This window comes from Shewanella sp. Isolate11, assembly GCF_022398315.1.
Taxonomy (GTDB): domain Bacteria; phylum Pseudomonadota; class Gammaproteobacteria; order Enterobacterales; family Shewanellaceae; genus Shewanella.
Genome location: NZ_JAKEVF010000001.1, coordinates 618,151 through 635,137 on the forward strand (window position 1 = coordinate 618,151; position 16,987 = coordinate 635,137).

17 protein-coding genes are annotated in these 16,987 nt (G+C 44.8%); 8 read left to right on the forward strand and 9 right to left on the reverse strand.

The genetic code is table 11. From position 1 onward, the window contains the following. Positions 1–140 precede the first annotated feature (140 nt). The 3 genes from L1D21_RS02670 to L1D21_RS02680 form a co-directional block, all read right to left on the reverse strand. On the reverse strand, positions 141–614 hold the full coding sequence (locus L1D21_RS02670) for an FKBP-type peptidyl-prolyl cis-trans isomerase (RefSeq protein WP_239843682.1): 474 nt from the start codon (positions 612–614) through the stop codon (positions 141–143). A gap of 157 nt (positions 615–771) precedes the next feature. Continuing rightward, complete coding sequence (locus L1D21_RS02675) at positions 772–1,185, reverse strand: DUF1294 domain-containing protein (protein WP_239843683.1); 414 nt, start codon at positions 1,183–1,185, stop codon at positions 772–774. A gap of 114 nt (positions 1,186–1,299) precedes the next feature. Next, on the reverse strand, positions 1,300–1,779 hold the full coding sequence (locus tag L1D21_RS02680; RefSeq protein WP_239843684.1) for a hotdog fold domain-containing protein: 480 nt from the start codon (positions 1,777–1,779) through the stop codon (positions 1,300–1,302). Between the two features lie 314 nt (positions 1,780–2,093). Between L1D21_RS02680 and L1D21_RS02685 the strand changes: the two genes are divergently transcribed. Next, positions 2,094–3,020, forward strand: a complete 927-nt coding sequence (locus L1D21_RS02685) for a DUF368 domain-containing protein (RefSeq protein ID WP_239843685.1) — start codon at positions 2,094–2,096, stop codon at positions 3,018–3,020. After that, complete coding sequence (locus L1D21_RS02690) at positions 3,013–3,192, forward strand: hypothetical protein (RefSeq protein ID WP_239843686.1); 180 nt, start codon at positions 3,013–3,015, stop codon at positions 3,190–3,192. The genes L1D21_RS02685 and L1D21_RS02690 overlap by 8 nt, the downstream gene beginning before the upstream one ends. A gap of 20 nt (positions 3,193–3,212) precedes the next feature. Here the strand turns inward: L1D21_RS02690 and L1D21_RS02695 are convergent, their stop codons facing one another. The 5 genes from L1D21_RS02695 to L1D21_RS02715 all read right to left on the reverse strand — a co-directional run bounded on the left by L1D21_RS02695 (position 3,213) and on the right by L1D21_RS02715 (position 7,827). Continuing rightward, entirely contained in the window at positions 3,213–3,557 is a 345-nt protein-coding gene (locus L1D21_RS02695; RefSeq protein WP_239843687.1) for a DUF3634 family protein, read from the reverse strand. Positions 3,558–3,714: 157 nt separating this feature from the next. Then, on the reverse strand, positions 3,715–4,434 hold the full coding sequence (locus tag L1D21_RS02700; protein ID WP_239843688.1) for a TorF family putative porin: 720 nt from the start codon (positions 4,432–4,434) through the stop codon (positions 3,715–3,717). Between the two features lie 133 nt (positions 4,435–4,567). Next, positions 4,568–4,933, reverse strand: coding sequence for a cupin domain-containing protein (locus tag L1D21_RS02705; protein WP_239843689.1), 366 nt, complete (start codon positions 4,931–4,933; stop codon positions 4,568–4,570). Between the two features lie 12 nt (positions 4,934–4,945). Then, positions 4,946–6,436 (reverse strand): CoA-acylating methylmalonate-semialdehyde dehydrogenase, encoded by a 1,491-nt coding sequence (locus L1D21_RS02710; RefSeq protein WP_239843690.1) that lies wholly within the window; start codon positions 6,434–6,436, stop codon positions 4,946–4,948. Between the two features lie 56 nt (positions 6,437–6,492). After that, positions 6,493–7,827: an aspartate aminotransferase family protein gene (locus L1D21_RS02715; RefSeq protein ID WP_239843691.1), complete on the reverse strand. Its 1,335-nt coding sequence runs from the start codon at positions 7,825–7,827 to the stop codon at positions 6,493–6,495. A gap of 269 nt (positions 7,828–8,096) precedes the next feature. Here L1D21_RS02715 and L1D21_RS02720 point away from each other — a divergent pair, with 269 nt between their 5' ends. Continuing rightward, positions 8,097–9,593 (forward strand): aldehyde dehydrogenase, encoded by a 1,497-nt coding sequence (locus L1D21_RS02720; protein ID WP_239843692.1) that lies wholly within the window; start codon positions 8,097–8,099, stop codon positions 9,591–9,593. A gap of 350 nt (positions 9,594–9,943) precedes the next feature. Further along, positions 9,944–10,786 (forward strand): sulfurtransferase, encoded by an 843-nt coding sequence (locus tag L1D21_RS02725; protein WP_239843693.1) that lies wholly within the window; start codon positions 9,944–9,946, stop codon positions 10,784–10,786. 61 nt (positions 10,787–10,847) lie between these two features. Here L1D21_RS02725 and L1D21_RS02730 read toward each other — a convergent pair whose 3' ends face one another. Then, positions 10,848–12,155 carry an FAD-binding oxidoreductase gene (locus L1D21_RS02730; RefSeq protein ID WP_239843694.1) on the reverse strand — a complete coding sequence of 436 codons (1,308 nt, stop codon included), beginning with the start codon at positions 12,153–12,155 and terminating at the stop codon, positions 10,848–10,850. 179 nt (positions 12,156–12,334) lie between these two features. Between L1D21_RS02730 and L1D21_RS02735 the strand changes: the two genes are divergently transcribed. The 4 genes from L1D21_RS02735 to L1D21_RS02750 all read left to right on the forward strand — a co-directional run bounded on the left by L1D21_RS02735 (position 12,335) and on the right by L1D21_RS02750 (position 16,933). Next, the gene (locus tag L1D21_RS02735; RefSeq protein WP_239843695.1) at positions 12,335–12,883 is read left to right on the forward strand and encodes a cupin domain-containing protein; all 549 of its coding nucleotides are present in this window, start codon (positions 12,335–12,337) and stop codon (positions 12,881–12,883) included. Between the two features lie 417 nt (positions 12,884–13,300). Beyond that, positions 13,301–14,062, forward strand: coding sequence for a gamma-glutamyl-gamma-aminobutyrate hydrolase family protein (locus L1D21_RS02740; protein WP_239843696.1), 762 nt, complete (start codon positions 13,301–13,303; stop codon positions 14,060–14,062). Positions 14,063–14,067: 5 nt separating this feature from the next. Further along, on the forward strand, positions 14,068–15,417 hold the full coding sequence (locus tag L1D21_RS02745; RefSeq protein ID WP_239843697.1) for a glutamine synthetase family protein: 1,350 nt from the start codon (positions 14,068–14,070) through the stop codon (positions 15,415–15,417). A 415-nt stretch (positions 15,418–15,832) separates the two neighbouring features. Next, positions 15,833–16,933, forward strand: coding sequence for a polyamine ABC transporter substrate-binding protein (locus L1D21_RS02750; RefSeq protein WP_275658881.1), 1,101 nt, complete (start codon positions 15,833–15,835; stop codon positions 16,931–16,933). The last annotated feature ends 54 nt before the right edge of the window (positions 16,934–16,987 follow it).

A 16,987-nucleotide genomic window follows, 5' to 3' on the forward strand; every position in this document is an offset into this window, starting at 1 on the left:
AAAGAAGGGGAAATGGTTTTCGAGAGTTATGTGATAAATAAAAAACGCGCCTAATGGCGCGTTTTTTAATGGAGAGTCTTGCTTAAAAGGTTCGATTAAAATGCTTTTGCATCGAACAAAATAGCCAAAATAAACACGCTTTAGTTATCTATGCTGATCAACTCCACGTCGAAAATCAGCACCGAGCCACCGGGAATTTTCCCTGCGCTGCGGTTGCCATAGGCTAAATTACTTGGGATAAAGAAACGGGCTTTTTCACCAGTGACCATCAGCTGCACACCTTCGGTCCAACCTTTGATCACCTGATTGAGCGGGAAGGCGATAGGCTGGCCGCGCTCAACTGAGCTATCGAAGATACTGCCATCGATAAGTGTACCGTGATAGTGCACGGTGACCGTATCACTAGCTTTGGGATGAACGCTACCATCGCCCTTATTCAGCACTAGATATTGCAAGCCCGAATGGGTTTCGACTACGCCAGGTTGGCTTTTGTTTTGTTCGAGAAACTGCTGACCTTTAGCAATATTTTCTTTGGCCACTTTTTGGTTATTCATGCTGGTGAAGAAATAAAAAATTATTCCAGCAATCACCACTACCGCTAATATCATTTTCATTATTAAGGCTTCCAGTTTAATTTGTCCGTGATGATAACTAATCTCAGGGGGGAAATATACTCAGCACACATAGGCGCCGCCGGAATCTATTGAGTTTAAATTGATTGGGGCACTATACCGCCGACGAGCAGGCCAGTTATTTTGGGTGCTCAGTATTTCAAGTGAACCATGCCTGTATCGATTGCAATTTTTGGCTGGTGGCCAGCCAAGTCAATAATGCACTATTTGCGCAAATCATCGACCACAGTCCGAGTCGAAAGCTTAGCTTTTGAGATTTGTGTCTTAAATGGTATTGCCCCATTAACGCACCTGGCCAACCACCGAGCAGGGACAATAGCTGCAGAGTTTGTTCGGAGGTTCGCCAGCGTCCCCGACGCGCAGCACGTTTATCGAGGGCGAAGGCGATATAGGTGATAAGACTGATGAGTAAGTAATAGAGAATGAAAAACAGCGGCAAGCGCTGTTGTAAACTGGCAATAAAAATACCGATAAATAGCGCTGCGATCAGCAGTAACTTTAGTCCCAAGTATTCACTTTTAACTGAGCTAGCCTTGTTTGAATTTCTGGCCATTATTATCCCTAATATATGGTTTGCCAATGTCGCTGATGCTGATTGTAAAAGCCGCAGCTTGTTATCGTTACCGACTGTAAAATAAGTTGTTTTTCTGTGGAAGCGGCTTATTTTTTATAAAGCGGAATTCGGTTTTGCCGAGATCCATAGCTTGATATGTCCTTGAACCACGACCACATCATTGTCATCTATGGCGGTAACTTTTACCAGCATATCACCCTCTTGCCACTGCTCAGGTGTGACTTCGGCGATACAACGAATATCACTGGCCGCCTTAGCGGTGTAATCGACACTCATGCCTTTAGGGATCCAACGTAAATGTCGCGGAATAGAAGCTTCGGCCATTACGCCCATAGCCATCTCTAAACCATTACAGATGGCGATTACATGTACGGTTTTTATATGGTTATGCACCGAGTTGCGTTTCTTAATCAGACACTGACAATAATGAGGCTTTAGCTCGGTGATTAAGGGTTTGATACTGCCAAAGTAGGGTGCCATGCGGGCAACCATAATAGAGAACAGTTTATGGCCGAAGGGGAGTTTTGTGAGCTTGTGATATAGCGCCATCACTTTGGTGGGCTTTGAGTTCATATTGAATGACGTTCCTGTCTGGTCAGATGAGTTGCTAGGTTAGCTTAACCTTAAGCCGTTAACAACAGCGGCATGATGCTAGCTTTGGGGGTAAATTGAAGGTGTTTGTTTTATTGCGCCAACTCCCTAGCGTATATGCAGTTGAGGAGTAAGTAGAAAAATTTAACTGAACAAAACTTCATTTTCCCTTGAGAGGGTACAGCGCGTATAATCGCGCTAACGATTTTATTCAGCACAGGCTGAGCATTATTGCTATTGAAGTCATTAAGATAATTAAAAGATGACTGTGATTGGCATAATTATAAGGATTATTAGTGAAATACTTGCTGACGTATTTGAAGGGAATGGCGATGGGCGCTGCGGATGTGGTTCCTGGGGTTTCGGGAGGCACGATTGCATTTATTACAGGGATTTTAGATACCCTGTTAGATAGCATACGTCGAATCAATCCTAGCTTGATCAAGGTGATCCGCGCTCAGGGTATAAAAGCGGCATTTATTCATATCAATGGTCCTTTTCTTATTGCAGTATTTGGCGGCATATTAACCAGCATCTTTACCTTTGCGAAGTTAATCTCCTATTTGTTAGAGACTCATCCCATTCCGGTATGGTCATTCTTTTTTGGACTGATCATTATCTCTGTGGTGCACATGCTAAAACAGGTCAGCGGTTTTTCGCTGGCAAGATTGCTGCTATTCGCAATTGGGGCTGCGCTGGCCTGGGGCATTACTATGCTGAACCCTGTCACTCTCGAGGTGAATTATCTTAACGTCTTTCTCGGCGGCAGTATCGCCATTTGCGCCATGTTACTTCCGGGCATTTCAGGCAGTTTTATCTTGTTGTTATTGGGACTGTACACTTCGGTTTTACACGCCGCTAAGAGCTTCGATATTACGATTTTAGCCATGTTTGGCTTGGGTTGTGTTTGTGGCTTATTGTCTTTTAGCCATCTGTTATCGGCGTTATTACGTAAATATCATGATGCCACAATTATGTTTCTGACAGGCTTGATGTTAGGCACCTTAGGCAAAATATGGCCATGGAAAGAGGTACTGACTTGGCGAGAAAACTCTCATGGTAAGATGGTGCCATTACTTGAGCAAAATTTGTCTCCATTACAATTTGAGGCAGTCACTGGGCAACCCGCTTATATTCTGTGGGCTGTTATTGCTATGGTATTTGGTATTGCACTGGTTTGGGGGTTAGAGCGTTTTGCTGGGAGTAAATCACCGAATGAATAAATGGCTTTTTTTAGCGCTCCTAGCTGTTGGTGGTTGTGCTAATGACTTTAGTTTTACCATAGAGCAACCACCAGAAGAGGATCCTTTAGAGGTAAAGGATCCTATGTCTCAGGATAATGAACGAATTATTGAGCAAGCCCGTGATGATGGGCGTTTAGACACTGGATTTTAACGCTGGTTTATCGTGCTTTATTATCCTGCCTGACGTGAATTATCGACACTCTTCTTGTCGTAATAGTCGAATGGGAATTGGTTACGAATACGCTGGGTAATAGCATCACCGACATTGGCGGAAACATGTAGGCGTACGCTACCCGCTTTCTCGGCACGCACCACACAAGTTAGCTTTTCGGACTTGGCTATACCACGGCACTCGCGCTCAAACTTCTCTGGGATCTTACCTTTATGGCTGGTCATTCTTCCTTGTTTAAAGTGCATTTCAAATAGGGTTAATCCCTTCTTGCCACTAAAAATAAGCTTATAAATAACCACTAGACCAATAACAATAAAACCGATTTTAAATAGGGTGTCTGTCATGGAAAATCCTCACAATATTTTATCTTTGAAGATACTCCCAGTCAGCCATTTTGCCTAGTGGCTTAGATCATGTTTTGCGGTAATACTGAGGGTATGAAATTTAAGTAATAAAAAACCGCCCATTGGCGGTTTTTCATTATTCAAGATAAAGCCAGTTTTAGAAGGCGTAGCTAGCAGAGGCTAATACCGTGCCGCTGTTTTTCCATGGACCATCGCTGATCTCATTGTCGCTGCTCAGATTTGTGTCTAACCAAGCCAGAGATAGACCAAAGCCTGCAACTTCGGTAGAAACTCCGATAGAGTAATCGATATAGTTTTCACCCCAATCTAAGTCAGCGCCATCACCATAGCTGTAACCCACATGAGCGTCGATGCTCCAGTTTTCGGCAATTTCATAAGAGTAATTTAGCTCACTGTAATGAAGATCCACATCGGCATTTGCATAGTTGTTGGTATACCACTGAGCGAAATGAAAACCTTCATAATAGAAACCAATATTAGCTTCTAGGTAACGGCTGCTATCGTCTTGGCCAGGGTAGGTGTAATAGGTCAAGGTGACATCGTATTCAATGGCGTCGTCGGCACCAAAAGCACCGGCATAACCTGCATATAAATCCACTTCGACATCGGCATCGTAACTGTCATCATCGACATTACTGGCCCAGGCACCTAAGAAGATGCCGTTGTCCATGCTGTAGTCGAGACTGCCTTGTACTGCAAAGTCGCCGGCAGTCTGTGATACACCACGGAAGCGGTAATCGTTGGTAACACTCACTTCGCCAGAAACTTCAGCTTGGGCAAATGGGGTAATTAGCGCCGTTGCCAAGACTAATCCAGTTACTTGGGCAATCCGTTTATTATTAAATTTTTTATACACTGTGGTTTCTCCATTTCACTTTGTTGACATCAATCTGCTTTAACTAGTAAATCAGCGTCTTAACAGACTAAATTTAGCCAAACATCAGCCTAATAGCTGAGACCGCATGGCGATTACTCACTATCGAACCAGGTTATTTCTGTTCAAAAATGACGTAAATTTTTCTACAGGTATCTATGACTTTCCACACGCCACTAAAGCCTGCGGGGATCACGAAACGATCCCCTTTAGTGACTGTGATGCTTTTGCCTGAGTTATCTGTGATTTCGCTACAGCCTTGCAAAATTTCGCAATATTCATACTCGGTATAATTGACCTTCCAGCTCCCCTTTTCACCTTGCCAGACTCCTGCATGAAATTGCTCGCAGGGGCTAGAGTAATGGTTGTTCAGTTGCTGCTTGGGGTCGCCTGAAATCACTTTTTCTTTCGCTACATCATAATACTCGGTTTCCGTTTGCTGTTGGCTGAAGTTAATGATGGCGTCGATATTTATGCTCATTAAAGGCCCCGCTTATTTCATGGTTGGCATAACAAACTCTGCCTGAGCCGATGATGCTTTAGGCCAGCGAGCTGTGATCGCCTTGCGCTTGATGTAAAAACGAACCCCATCTGGGCCATGCATATGAAGTGGACCAAATAGTGAGCGCTTCCATCCACCAAAACTGTGGAACGCCATTGGTACAGGGATTGGCACGTTAACCCCCACCATACCCACTTGAACGTGATGACAGAAGTGGCGCGCCGCTTCACCGCTTTGAGTAAAGATGGCGGTACCGTTACCAAATTCATGGTCGTTAATGAGCTGTAGGGCCTGAGCGTAATCTTCTACTCGAACTATCGCTAACACCGGGCCGAAGATCTCCTCTTTATAGATGGTCATCTCTGGGGTGACATTATCGAATAGGCAGCCGCCTAAGAAGTAACCCTGTTGATGATCTGTGACACTTAATTGGCGTCCATCGGCAAGCAAAGTAGCGCCTTCGGCAACGCCGATATCCACATAGTCACGAACTTTAGCAAGGTGCTGCTGCGACACCAGTGGCCCCATATCCATATCAGCTTCGAGTCCGTTACCGACACGCAGCGCTTGAATTTGGGGTAAAAGTTTATCAATCAATTTGTCGCCAACATCACCAACGGCAAGTACTACAGATATCGCCATGCAGCGCTCACCAGCCGAACCGTAAGCGGCGCCCATTAATGCGCCAACGGCTTGATCGAGATCGGCATCTGGCATTAACAACATGTGATTCTTAGCACCGCCTAAAGCTTGAACTCGCTTGCCATGTTTAGAAGCGGTTTCATAGATATATTGTGCAATCGGGGTTGAGCCAACAAAGCTGACCGCTTGAATATCTTGATGACTCAGTAGGGTATCAACAGCCTCTTTGTCACCGTTGACCACATTAAACACGCCTTCTGGAAGACCGGCTTGGGTTAGCAGCTCAGCCATTCGCATTACCGAGGTTGGGTCTTTCTCTGAAGGTTTCATGATAAAGGTGTTGCCTGCGGCAATTGCGATGGGGAACATCCACATAGGCACCATCACTGGGAAGTTAAATGGCGCAATACCGGCCACTACACCTAAAGACTGATTTAAGGTCCAGGCATCGACGCCGCCGCCGACTTGTTCAGTGTGCTCGCCTTTGAGTAAGTGTGGGATACCACAAGCAAACTCGACCACTTCTAGGCCGCGGATGATCTCGCCTTTGGCATCGTCGAGGACTTTACCGTGTTCGCGGGTGATCATCGCTGCCAGTTCATCCATGTTGGCCTCTACTAGCGCCTTGAATTTAAAAAGAATGCGTGAACGATTCAGCGGTGTCATTTGCGACCAAGGGCCGTGGGCTTTCTTTGCCAGCTCAATAGCTCCGGCAACTTCGGCTGCGCTGGCAAGAGAAACATTGGCTTTATGATCGCCTGTCGCGGGCTCATATACGGCGCTATAACGCTCGCTCTGCTCTGTGTGTCGTCCGTTGATATAATGGTTTATCTGCTGCATAACACTATTATTCCTGCACTCTTTTAAAAAATGAATATAAAGGTGAAGTGGGCTGTTTAGCCCACAGATTTAATGGCATCACTAAGGGTATTGACCATCTGATCTATCTGCTCTTTCTCAACAATGAGCGGTGGAGACAGGGCGATGGTATCGGCGGTAGCTCTGACTAAGGTGCCGTTTTTAAAGCAAGTCTCGAAAATGCCAAACCCACGTTTACCTATGCCTTTTTCACTCGGATTAAATTGAATCCCTGCAACCAGTCCTGTGTTACGAATATCAATCAGGTTTGGTAAGCCTTTGAGGCTGTGTACCGCCTGTTCGAAATATGATTCAAGAGATTTACTGCGCTCAAATAGCTGTTCTTGATGATAAATATCTAAGGTTGCTAATGCGGCTGCTGCGGCAACAGGGTGTCCCGAATAAGTGTAACCATGGAAGAGTTCGATGGCGCCTTCGGGCGCATCCATACTGGCATCATAGATCGCATCATCGATTAACACCGCGCCCATGGGGATGGTGCCATTATTGAGGGCTTTAGCTGTGGTGATCATATCGGGTTTAACATTCCAGCGCTGGCTAGCGAAGGCGTCACCGACACGACCAAAACCTGTGATCACTTCATCGAAAATCAATAGAATGCCGTGTTTTTGGGTGATCTCACGTAATTGCTTGAGATAGCCTTGTGGTGGCAAAATGACCCCGGCAGAACCCGACATAGGTTCGACTATGACGGCGGCAATATTTTCTGCGCCGTGCAGGGCGATAAGTTGCTCTAACACCTGCGCTTTTTCTGCGCCTGTTTCAGGCAATCCCTTGCAGAAGGCATTAGTGGCGATATCTAAGGTGTGGGGGAGGTGATCGACACCTTGAAGTAACTGCTGGCTGAAGGTGCGGCGGTTACCGCCAATGCCACCGACAGAAATGCCACCGAAGCCAACGCCGTGATAACCCAGTTCTCGACCGATAAAACGAGTTCGTGTGGCTTCACCGCGAGCACGGTGATAGTTGAGGGCAATTTTTAGTGCGGTATCTACCGACTCAGAACCTGAGTTAGTAAAAAAGACCTTATTAATACCTTCAGGAGCAATAGCGGCCAGACGTTCGGCAAGTTCAAATGCCAGTGGGTGTCCCATCTGGAAAGAGGGGGCGTAATCCATCTCATGGATCTGTTTGCTGACGGCTTCTGAAATAGCTTTACGGCCATGGCCAGCGTTACAACACCAAAGACCTGCGGTTGCATCTAGAACAGGGCGACCGTCTACATCTTTGTAATACATTCCCTCAGCCTGTGCTAGCAGTCTCGGGCTTTGTTTAAACTGCCTGTTAGCAGTAAATGGCATCCAATAGTGTTCTAATGAACCTGTGTGTCCCGCCTTCTTAAAGTCTTCCATATCATCTACCCTGATTAGGTCATTGTGTTAATTAGCGTTGTTATTTAGAGTGCTCGATATTTCGCTATGCTATGTCAGAAATAATGAACATGAAAGTAATTTGTTCATTATTTATAGCAAAAAATAACTTTTTGTAAAAAATATTGAAATTAAACTGATGAAAAGCGTAATCTAGGGCAAGATTTGCTTTAACTTGCTAAGGGCAAGCGAAAGCTAGGTTGAATATTAATAGATTTGAGTGATGCGTTATCACCCGTTAAGAGGTCAGAATGAGTACTCCCCAAAGTCGTGAACAGTGGCAACAGATGGCCGATGCGTTATCCATTAACGGTCAGGCTTTTATTGATGGCGAATATTGTAGTGCAGTCTCTGGAGATAGTTTTGATTGCATCAGTCCTATCGACGGTAAGGTCTTGGTTCAGGTGGCCAGTTGTGATCTCGCCGATGCCGATATAGCGGTGGCGAACGCCCGTGAAGTCTTTGAGCGTGGTGATTGGGCACAAATGGCGCCAGTAAAACGTAAGCAAGTCATGATTCGTTTTGCCGAGCTACTTGAGCAAAATCAACAAGAGTTAGCCCTGCTTGAAACCTTAGATATGGGTAAACCGATTGCTCACTCTCAGAGTGTCGATGTCGCTGGTGCGGCGCGAGCCTTGCGCTGGTCTGGTGAAGCTATCGATAAAATTTATGATGAAATTGCACCAACGGCTCACAATGAGATCGGTATGATCACCCGTGAAGCCGTGGGGGTGGTTGCTGCTATTGTGCCTTGGAACTTCCCTTTGCTCATGGCGTGCTGGAAATTAGGCCCAGCCTTGGCTACGGGTAATAGTGTAGTGCTAAAACCATCAGAAAAATCGCCATTAACCGCGATCCGCATTGCCGCGTTAGCGATCGAAGCAGGTATTCCTAAAGGTGTGCTTAACGTGTTGCCTGGTTTTGGTCACACTGTGGGCAAGGCGCTAGGTTTACATATGGATGTGGATACCTTGGTATTTACAGGTTCGACCAAAATTGCCAAGCAATTGATGGTTTATGCTGGTGAATCGAACATGAAACGCGTTTGGTTAGAGGCGGGTGGCAAGAGCCCGAATATCGTGTTTAATGATGCGCCGGATCTCAAACAAGCTGCCAGTGCCGCCGCTTCGGCAATTGCCTTTAACCAAGGGGAAGTGTGTACCGCTGGTTCCCGTTTGCTGGTGGAAGCCGGGGTGAAAGACGAGCTGATTAAACTTATCGCCGAAGAGATGCAGGCATGGCAACCGGGTCATCCGTTAGATCCAAATACCACTTGCGGTGCCGTAGTCGATAAGCAACAGCTGGATAATGTACTGCGTTACATTCGTTCGGGAATCGATGAAGGCGCTAACTTGGTTCAAGGTGGTCAGCAGGTGATGGCACAATCGGGTGGAGTCTATGTTGAGCCGACGATTTTCTCTGGAGTTAATAACCAGATGACGATCGCCAAAGAGGAGATTTTTGGTCCTGTACTGTCGGTGATCACCTTTGACGGTATGGATGAGGCGATCAGTATTGCCAACGATACTATTTATGGTTTGGCCGCCGGAGTGTGGACTGCCGATATCAGTAAAGCACACAAAACGGCGAAAGCCTTACGCAGTGGCATGGTTTGGATTAATCATTATGATGGCGGAGATATGACCGCACCATTTGGTGGCTATAAACAGTCGGGTAATGGCCGTGATAAGTCGCTACATGCCTTTGAAAAATACACAGAAATTAAAGCGACTTGGATAGTACTGTAATCTAAGTACTTTTTTATTAAATCCCGTAGCTAAGATCTGCAGATCTTAGCTGCGGGATTTTTTTTTGCTGCAAATCATTCGGTGCATTTTTTAGATCCAGCACTCATGTGAATAAATTTTTACTTGTCCTTGGTGAGAATATTCGTATATGTTGCAAAAGGTTGATATTCATCGAGTGCTATTTTGGGGATTGATAGTCAATAATAGTCAGGTTTTGAATACAGCTTTAAAAATTAATAATTATAATTAAGTCAAACAGTTGACCTGTATTTGTTGGGATTGGTTTTCAGCTTTTTTGTTACGGATATCTGTTTGGATGAGCGATTGGCTGCGGCCAATTTGGAGCGATTATGCAATATCCACTGGTAAGTACAGCGTGGTTAGAAGCTAACCTGTTTGACAGTAATGTCGTGGTTTTAGATGCCAGCATGGCATCTGTAATTGGCAAAGAGCCGATTGTTTATCCGCAATTCACTGCCATTCCCAGAGCTGAAAAGTTCGATCTTGAAACCGTCTTTGTCGATAAGAACTCCTCACAAATTCATGCGATGCCCACCCCTGAACAGTTCATGCAAGGTATTGCTCATCTTGGGCTAAATAGCGACAGCCAAGTGGTTATTTATGATGATCAAGGTATCTACTCATCACCACGAGCTTGGTGGATGTTTAAGCTGATGGGCTTCGATAGGGTATTTGTACTCGATGGAGGCTTGCCTCAATGGTTGAGTGAAGAGCGGATGACGGTAGATGAATATCAGTCATTGGATTTCGTGCCTCAAGGAGACTTTGTCGCCGATTATCAAGCCAATTTAATTTGTGACTTGCCCCATGTATTAGCGCGCTTTGATGCCGAAAGTGTGCAAGTCTTCGATGCCAGAGGTGAAGCTCGGTTCTGCGGTCAAGCGCCGGAACCCAGAGAAAATATGCGCAGTGGCCATATTCCTGGCTCAATTAATGTGCCTTTTGCTCAGGTGCTCGATGGCTATAAGATTAAAGATGTTGAAACACTGCAGGCGCTGTTTGAATCTCCTGGTGAAGATATTCGGGAACGTATCTTTAGTTGTGGCTCTGGGATCACTGCGTGTATTTTAATCTTGGCGGCGGTAGCGGCAGGTCATCAAAATACTGTGCTTTATGATGGTTCTTGGGCCGATTGGGGCAGTAATCCACAAGTGCCAATCAGTTGTTGTTAATATTTGATTTATAATGAAAAAGGAGCCATAGGCTCCTTTTTCATTATTAGTCATTATAAGATCAAAACAGGTCTTTGAATCTGTGATACAGCATGCCTGCTGCCAGCATGGGAGAGCGGAATGTTGGCCCGCCGGGGAAAGTCATGTGCTTCACTTTGTTAAAGATATCGAACCGCTCAGCTTGCTGAGTCAGTGCTTCTGCTATTAATTTAGCTGCCATATGGGTCGCGTTGACACCATGACCAGCATAAGCTTGGGCATAAAAGATGTTTGGGCAATCGTCTAGACGACCAATTTGCGGCAACCGATTAGCGCCAATACCTATCATGCCGCCCCATTCATAATCGATTTTCACCCCTTTTAGCTGGGGGAAAACTTTTTCAAGGTTAGGCCTTAACGCTTTATTGATATCTCTTGGATCATTGCCTGAATAGGTACATAAACCACCAAACAGTAAGCGATTATCTTGTGAAAGGTGGAAGTAATCCAAATCGATACGCATATCGGCAAAGGCCATATTTTGCGGAATAATCTCATCACACATGGCTTGGCTTAATGGTTCGGTTGCCAATAAGTAGCTGCCCGCAGGCAGCACTTTTCCACCGACATGGCTGTCGAGCTTATGGCCAATATAGGCATTACCCGCGAGCACTAGATATTGACAATCGACTTGGCCGTGTTCGGTGAGCACTTTAGGTTTATCGCCTTTGATGATTTGTGTCGCCGCACTGTTTTCAAACATTTGTACACCAAGGCTTCGGGCTACACGAGCCTCGCCTAAAGCTAAATTGAGTGGATGTAGGTGGCCACTGTTCATATCGACCAAGGCGCCTTGATAGATTTCTGAGCCAATGACTTGGCTGATTTCATCTTGTTGTAGAAGCTTAAAACCGTCGCCTCGACCTTCATCGCACATGGCTTGATAGTCGGCACTGAGTTCGGTCATGTGGCGTGGTTTGGTGGCCAGATCGCAATAGCCCATTTGCAGGTTACAGTCGATCTGATGTTGTTTTACACGTTGCCTTACAATCTCAACCGCTTCAAAACCCATCTCGTGGATAGCTTGTACGCCTTCACTACCAATTTCATTGCGAAACTGTTCAACATTATGACCAATCCCACGAATGAGTTCACCGCCATTACGGCCTGATGCTCCCCAGCCGATGCGTTTAGCTTCCAGTAACGCTACGCTAAAACCCTTTTGTGCCAGCTCGATTGAGGTATTGATGCCACTGAAGCCGCCGCCGATGATACACACGTCGACACTGATATGTTCGCTAAGCTGTGGCTGAGGTTCCAGTGCATTTGCGGTGGCGAAATAGTAAGAGTCGGGATAATTATCACTATGAACTGGGGCTTTACTAGACATGCTGTCTCCGAAATCGTTTTTATTGTTGTTTTTCGACTAAATTGGCCTGAGTCAGTATACTTTTGGCCTTTGAGTTGGTTATAATTCACGCTTGTTGATTATATTTAACATGCTTTTTTGTTTGAGACAAACTAGTATGGGAATTATTTCATCTTCAATTCGTTGATAGGAGACGTTTTTTGGATATAGGCGCGAATCTCAAAGCTGTTCGTAAAATGAAAGGCTTATCACAACGAGAGTTGGCCAAACGAGCGGGTGTGACTAACAGTACTATCTCTATGATAGAGAAAAACAGTGTCAGTCCCTCAGTGAGCTCATTGAAAAAAGTCTTGTCTGGATTACCTATGTCTTTGGTAGACTTTTTCTCTATAGAAGAAAGTTTACCATCTGAACAGAAGGTGGTTTATCGAGCCGGGGAACTGTTAGATATTGGTGACGGTAATCTTGAATATAAATTGATAGGCCGTGATTATCCTAATCGTTCGATGTCGGTAATGAATGAAGTCTATCCTCCTGGTGCTGATACCGGTGAAGAGATGCTGCAACATGAAGGTGAAGAAGCGGCAATGGTCATCGAAGGTAAAATAGAAATTACCGTTGGTGATGAAGTTTTTGTGTTGGGTGAAGGCGATAGTTATTACTTCAACAGCGAGTTGCCACACCGTTTTCGTAATCCTTATGACACCCCTTGCCGCATCGTTAGCGCGACCACTCCAGCTAATTTCTAATTGGTTATCTTCCTTTCGTTTTCTAGGTGCAATAGTGCGCCTAGTGATTGGATTTACTTGCTTTTTTTCGATAAATCATCAGGTTTGATTTTTGATACATATATTATTTAAGTGTAAATAATTTTACCCATAAAGCCGCTTTATACGCCAAAAAGCCTCCGCTGTTATTGACCTCTCTAGTTCACAATTATTTTTAAAACTTGCGCTAAGTAGCTGAGTGATAATAAATGCTATTCATTATTTGCTCATTGTTTTAATTGACTTTTATGCTCAGAAGTAGGCTTGTTACTATTTTGTTTATTAAGACCTATTGCCTAGTGATATTTTTCAGTGTAGTGTGTGAAAAAATGAACATTAAGTTAGTCAGTGTTCATCATTAATAACGATATAAGAACATCAAGACTGTATAGGTGAAATATGTCCGCACAAGGACTGGCTGTTATCGGCGTCACAGCGTGTAATCAACAATTAGGTTTACATCCTTTTAATATTGTCGGTGAGAAGTACCTCATGAGCATCGTTGATGCTACGGAGGCTTGGCCGCTGGTGATCCCCTCATTGGGTCAATGTCCTCCAGAGGCGATTCTTGCTCGACTGGATGGTATTTTGTTTACCGGATCGCCATCCAATATCGAACCTCATCATTATCAAGGTGAACCCAGTGCCGAAGGCACTCACCATGATCCTAAACGTGACGCCACCACTTTACCTCTGTTAAAAGCCGCGATAGATGCGGGTATTCCTGTGTTAGCTATCTGTCGCGGATTCCAAGAGATGAATGTCGTATATGGCGGCAGTCTGCATCAGAAATTGCATGAAGTGGGCGGTTATATTGAACACCGCGAAGATCCTGAAACTGGAGTTGAAGTTCAGTACGGTCTTGCTCATGAACTGCAAATTGAACCCGATGGTGTGTTATATCAGGCATGGGGAAGCACATTAGCCGAAGTCAATTCTGTCCATACTCAAGGTGTTGACCGTCTTGGTAGCGGACTCAAAGTGGAAGCCTGTGCACCTGATGGTTTAGTCGAAGCCTTTTCGGTGATTGATGCGAAAAGTTTCGCCGTAGGAGTGCAGTTTCACCCAGAGTGGAAAGTGCTAGACCAGCCATTTTATCGCTCGATTTTCGCCGCATTTAATCAAGCCTGCCAACAACGCGCAGCCCAAAGAACGAGATAATCCAAATGAAGAAGCTAATCAGTTATTTGAAAGAGAATAAGATCACCGAAGTAGAGTGTGTTATCAGCGATATGACAGGGATTGCTCGGGGTAAAATTGCGCCAGTAGACAAGTTTATCGATGAAAAAGGCATGCGTTTACCTGAGAGTGTGTTGTTGCAAACTGTGACAGGTGATTATGTCGATGGTGATGTTTATGACGAATTACTCGATAAGGCGGATATCGATTTTGTTTGTGTTCCTGATGAGAACGCAGTTTACATGCTGCCTTGGTGTGTCGAAGCTACTGCGCAAGTGATCCACGACACCTACGATAAAATGGGCAACCCGATCGAATTATCGCCACGTAACTTACTTAAGAAAGTATTGAAATTGTATGAAGATAAAGGCTGGAAGCCTGTGGTTGCACCTGAGATGGAGTTTTATCTGACTAAGATGAACGAAGACCCGGATATTCCTTTAAGCCCTCCGGTTGGTCGTAGTGGTCGTCGAGAGTCGGGACGTCAGTCATTTTCTATCGATGCAGCTAACGAATATGATCCGCTATTTGAAGATATGTATGACTGGTGTGAAGCGCAAGGTTTGGATATCGACACCTTGATCCATGAAGAGGGCACCGCCCAGATGGAGATTAACTTCAGTCATGGTGATGCGTTATCGCTTGCAGATCAGGTGTTTGTGTTTAAACGTACCCTTCGTGAGGCCGCGCTGAAACATAATGTCTGCGCCACCTTCATGGCTAAACCTGTGACTGATGAGCCAGGTAGTGCGATGCATATTCACCAGAGCGTAGTCGATGTTAAAACCGGTAAAAACGTATTTACTAATGAAGATGGCACAAAGAGTGCTAGATTCTTGAGTTATATCGGTGGCTTACAAAAGTATATTCCAGAGTTATTGCCTTTGATGGCGCCGAACGTTAACTCTTTCAGACGCTTCCTGCCCGGCACGTCTGCACCGGTTAACTTGGAGTGGGGTGATGAGAACCGTACCTGTGGATTACGCATTCCTGAGTCATCACCTCAAAACCGCCGTATTGAAAACCGTATCGCTGGTGCAGATGCCAATAGTTACTTGGCTATCGCTGCGACGTTACTGTGCGGATACATGGGCATGGTTGAAGATGTGAAGCCATCGACTCCAGTACAAGGCCGAGCCAATGAAAATCGTCAAGGCAATAGCTTACCATTGACCCTGGAAGAAGCTTTGGCTGTTATGTCTGAAAGTTCTGCGGTACGTGAGTATTTAGGCGAGACCTTTACCGATGGTTATATTGCGGTGAAGCAAGCTGACCTAGAAAACTATCGTCGCGTGATTAGTTCTTGGGAACGAGAGTTTTTGTTGTTAACTGTGTAATTTTATTGATGCACTAAATTAGTGCAAGCTGAAATGGGTTGAATCAATTTGGGGCGTATTTTTTTTGCGTCCATTTGAGCACTGTTTTAAGCATGGCGAGGGAAAAATTTCACTATCGCTGATCTTTATATTGAACATAAAATTACTCGGTTGTAGATTATCGCCTCCCGTAGTGGGATGAATGATTTGAACCGCCAGTTTGGAATGAAGTAGTTGAAATCTGGTCATTAAAAGATTCGACTGTGCTGTTTATCAATTTGATATCGAGCGCAGTTTGGATAGTGAAATGTTAAGCAATCTGCCGATGCGTTTTACTAGCTGTAGCATTGGATAACCATAAAAATGAAAGCCGCAACGACGGCACATGCAATGACAGTCTGTAGATACAGTACTGGCTAGCTAAAAAGGAGATAGCATGAAGCTTTTAAAGAAAATGACAACTTTAGCTTTAGTAACGACAGGGCTTTTTGCCAGCTCAGTTACCAGCGCCGAAGAGGTTGTTCACGTATATAACTGGTCTGATTATATTGCCGAAGACACCTTGGAAAACTTCCAAAAAGAGACCGGCATTCGTGTTATTTACGATGTGTTTGACAGCAATGAAGTTGTTGAAGCTAAGTTGTTATCGGGTCGTTCAGGATATGACATCGTCGTTCCTTCAAACAACTTCCTTGCTAAGCAAATTAAAGCGGGTGCATTCCAAAAATTAGATCGTAGTCAGTTAACTAACTATAAAAATCTTAACCCTAAGTTGATGCATCAACTTGAGGCGGCAGACCCAAACAATGAACATGCAGTACCTTATTTATGGGGTACCACAGGTATTGGTTATAACGTTGCTAAAGTGAAAGAAGTGCTCGGTGAAGATGCACCAGTGGATTCTTTAGAGTTACTGTTTAACCCTAAGTATGCTGAAAAGGTGAGCAAGTGTGGCATGTCGTTCCTTGATTCTGCCGATGAAATGCTACCTATGGCATTGGTTTATTTAGGACTTGATCCCAACAGTACCAGTAGCGATGATTTTGCTAAAGCTGGTGAAGTCATGGAGAAAGTACGCCCTTACATCACGTATTTCCATTCATCTAAGTACATCTCTGACTTAGCTAACGGTGATATCTGTGTAGCATTTGGTTATTCAGGTGATGTTTTCCAAGCTGCGGCGCGTGCTGAAGAAGCTGAAAACGGCCAAGAGATCGCTTATAGCATTCCAAAAGAAGGCGCTAACTTGTGGTTCGATATGCTAGCTATCCCTGCCGATGCGAAGAACACTAAGAACGCTCATGCGTTCATTAACTATTTGCTTCGTCCAGATGTTATTGCACCTATCACTAACTATGTAGCCTACGCTAATCCTAACGTACCAGCACAAGAGTTTGTTGATAAAGAGATCCTAAACGATCCATCTATTTATCCAACACCAGAAGTGTTAGCGCGTCTTTATGTAGCCGATGTGCGTCCAATGAAAGCACAACGCGCATTGACACGCGTATGGACTAAAGTCAAATCGGGTATGTAATTCACCCAATAAAAGGGCAAGGCAACTTGCCCTTTTCACCCTCTTTTATTTGAA

Bases quoted from the DNA above. Each gene is read 5' to 3' on its own strand.
- L1D21_RS02670 (WP_239843682.1), bottom strand. From the start codon at position 614: ATGAAAATGATATTAGCGGTAGTGGTGATTGCTGGAATAATTTTTTAT.
- L1D21_RS02675 (WP_239843683.1), bottom strand. From the start codon at position 1,185: ATGGCCAGAAATTCAAACAAGGCTAGCTCAGTTAAAAGTGAATACTTG.
- L1D21_RS02680 (WP_239843684.1), bottom strand. From the start codon at position 1,779: ATGAACTCAAAGCCCACCAAAGTGATGGCGCTATATCACAAGCTCACA.
- L1D21_RS02690 (WP_239843686.1), top strand. From the start codon at position 3,013: ATGAATAAATGGCTTTTTTTAGCGCTCCTAGCTGTTGGTGGTTGTGCT.
- L1D21_RS02695 (WP_239843687.1), bottom strand. From the start codon at position 3,557: ATGACAGACACCCTATTTAAAATCGGTTTTATTGTTATTGGTCTAGTG.
- L1D21_RS02705 (WP_239843689.1), bottom strand. From the start codon at position 4,933: ATGAGCATAAATATCGACGCCATCATTAACTTCAGCCAACAGCAAACG.
- L1D21_RS02710 (WP_239843690.1), bottom strand. From the start codon at position 6,436: ATGCAGCAGATAAACCATTATATCAACGGACGACACACAGAGCAGAGC.
- L1D21_RS02715 (WP_239843691.1), bottom strand. From the start codon at position 7,827: ATGGAAGACTTTAAGAAGGCGGGACACACAGGTTCATTAGAACACTAT.
- L1D21_RS02720 (WP_239843692.1), top strand. From the start codon at position 8,097: ATGAGTACTCCCCAAAGTCGTGAACAGTGGCAACAGATGGCCGATGCG.
- L1D21_RS02725 (WP_239843693.1), top strand. From the start codon at position 9,944: ATGCAATATCCACTGGTAAGTACAGCGTGGTTAGAAGCTAACCTGTTT.
- L1D21_RS02730 (WP_239843694.1), bottom strand. From the start codon at position 12,155: ATGTCTAGTAAAGCCCCAGTTCATAGTGATAATTATCCCGACTCTTAC.
- L1D21_RS02740 (WP_239843696.1), top strand. From the start codon at position 13,301: ATGTCCGCACAAGGACTGGCTGTTATCGGCGTCACAGCGTGTAATCAA.
- L1D21_RS02745 (WP_239843697.1), top strand. From the start codon at position 14,068: ATGAAGAAGCTAATCAGTTATTTGAAAGAGAATAAGATCACCGAAGTA.
- L1D21_RS02750 (WP_275658881.1), top strand. From the start codon at position 15,833: ATGAAGCTTTTAAAGAAAATGACAACTTTAGCTTTAGTAACGACAGGG.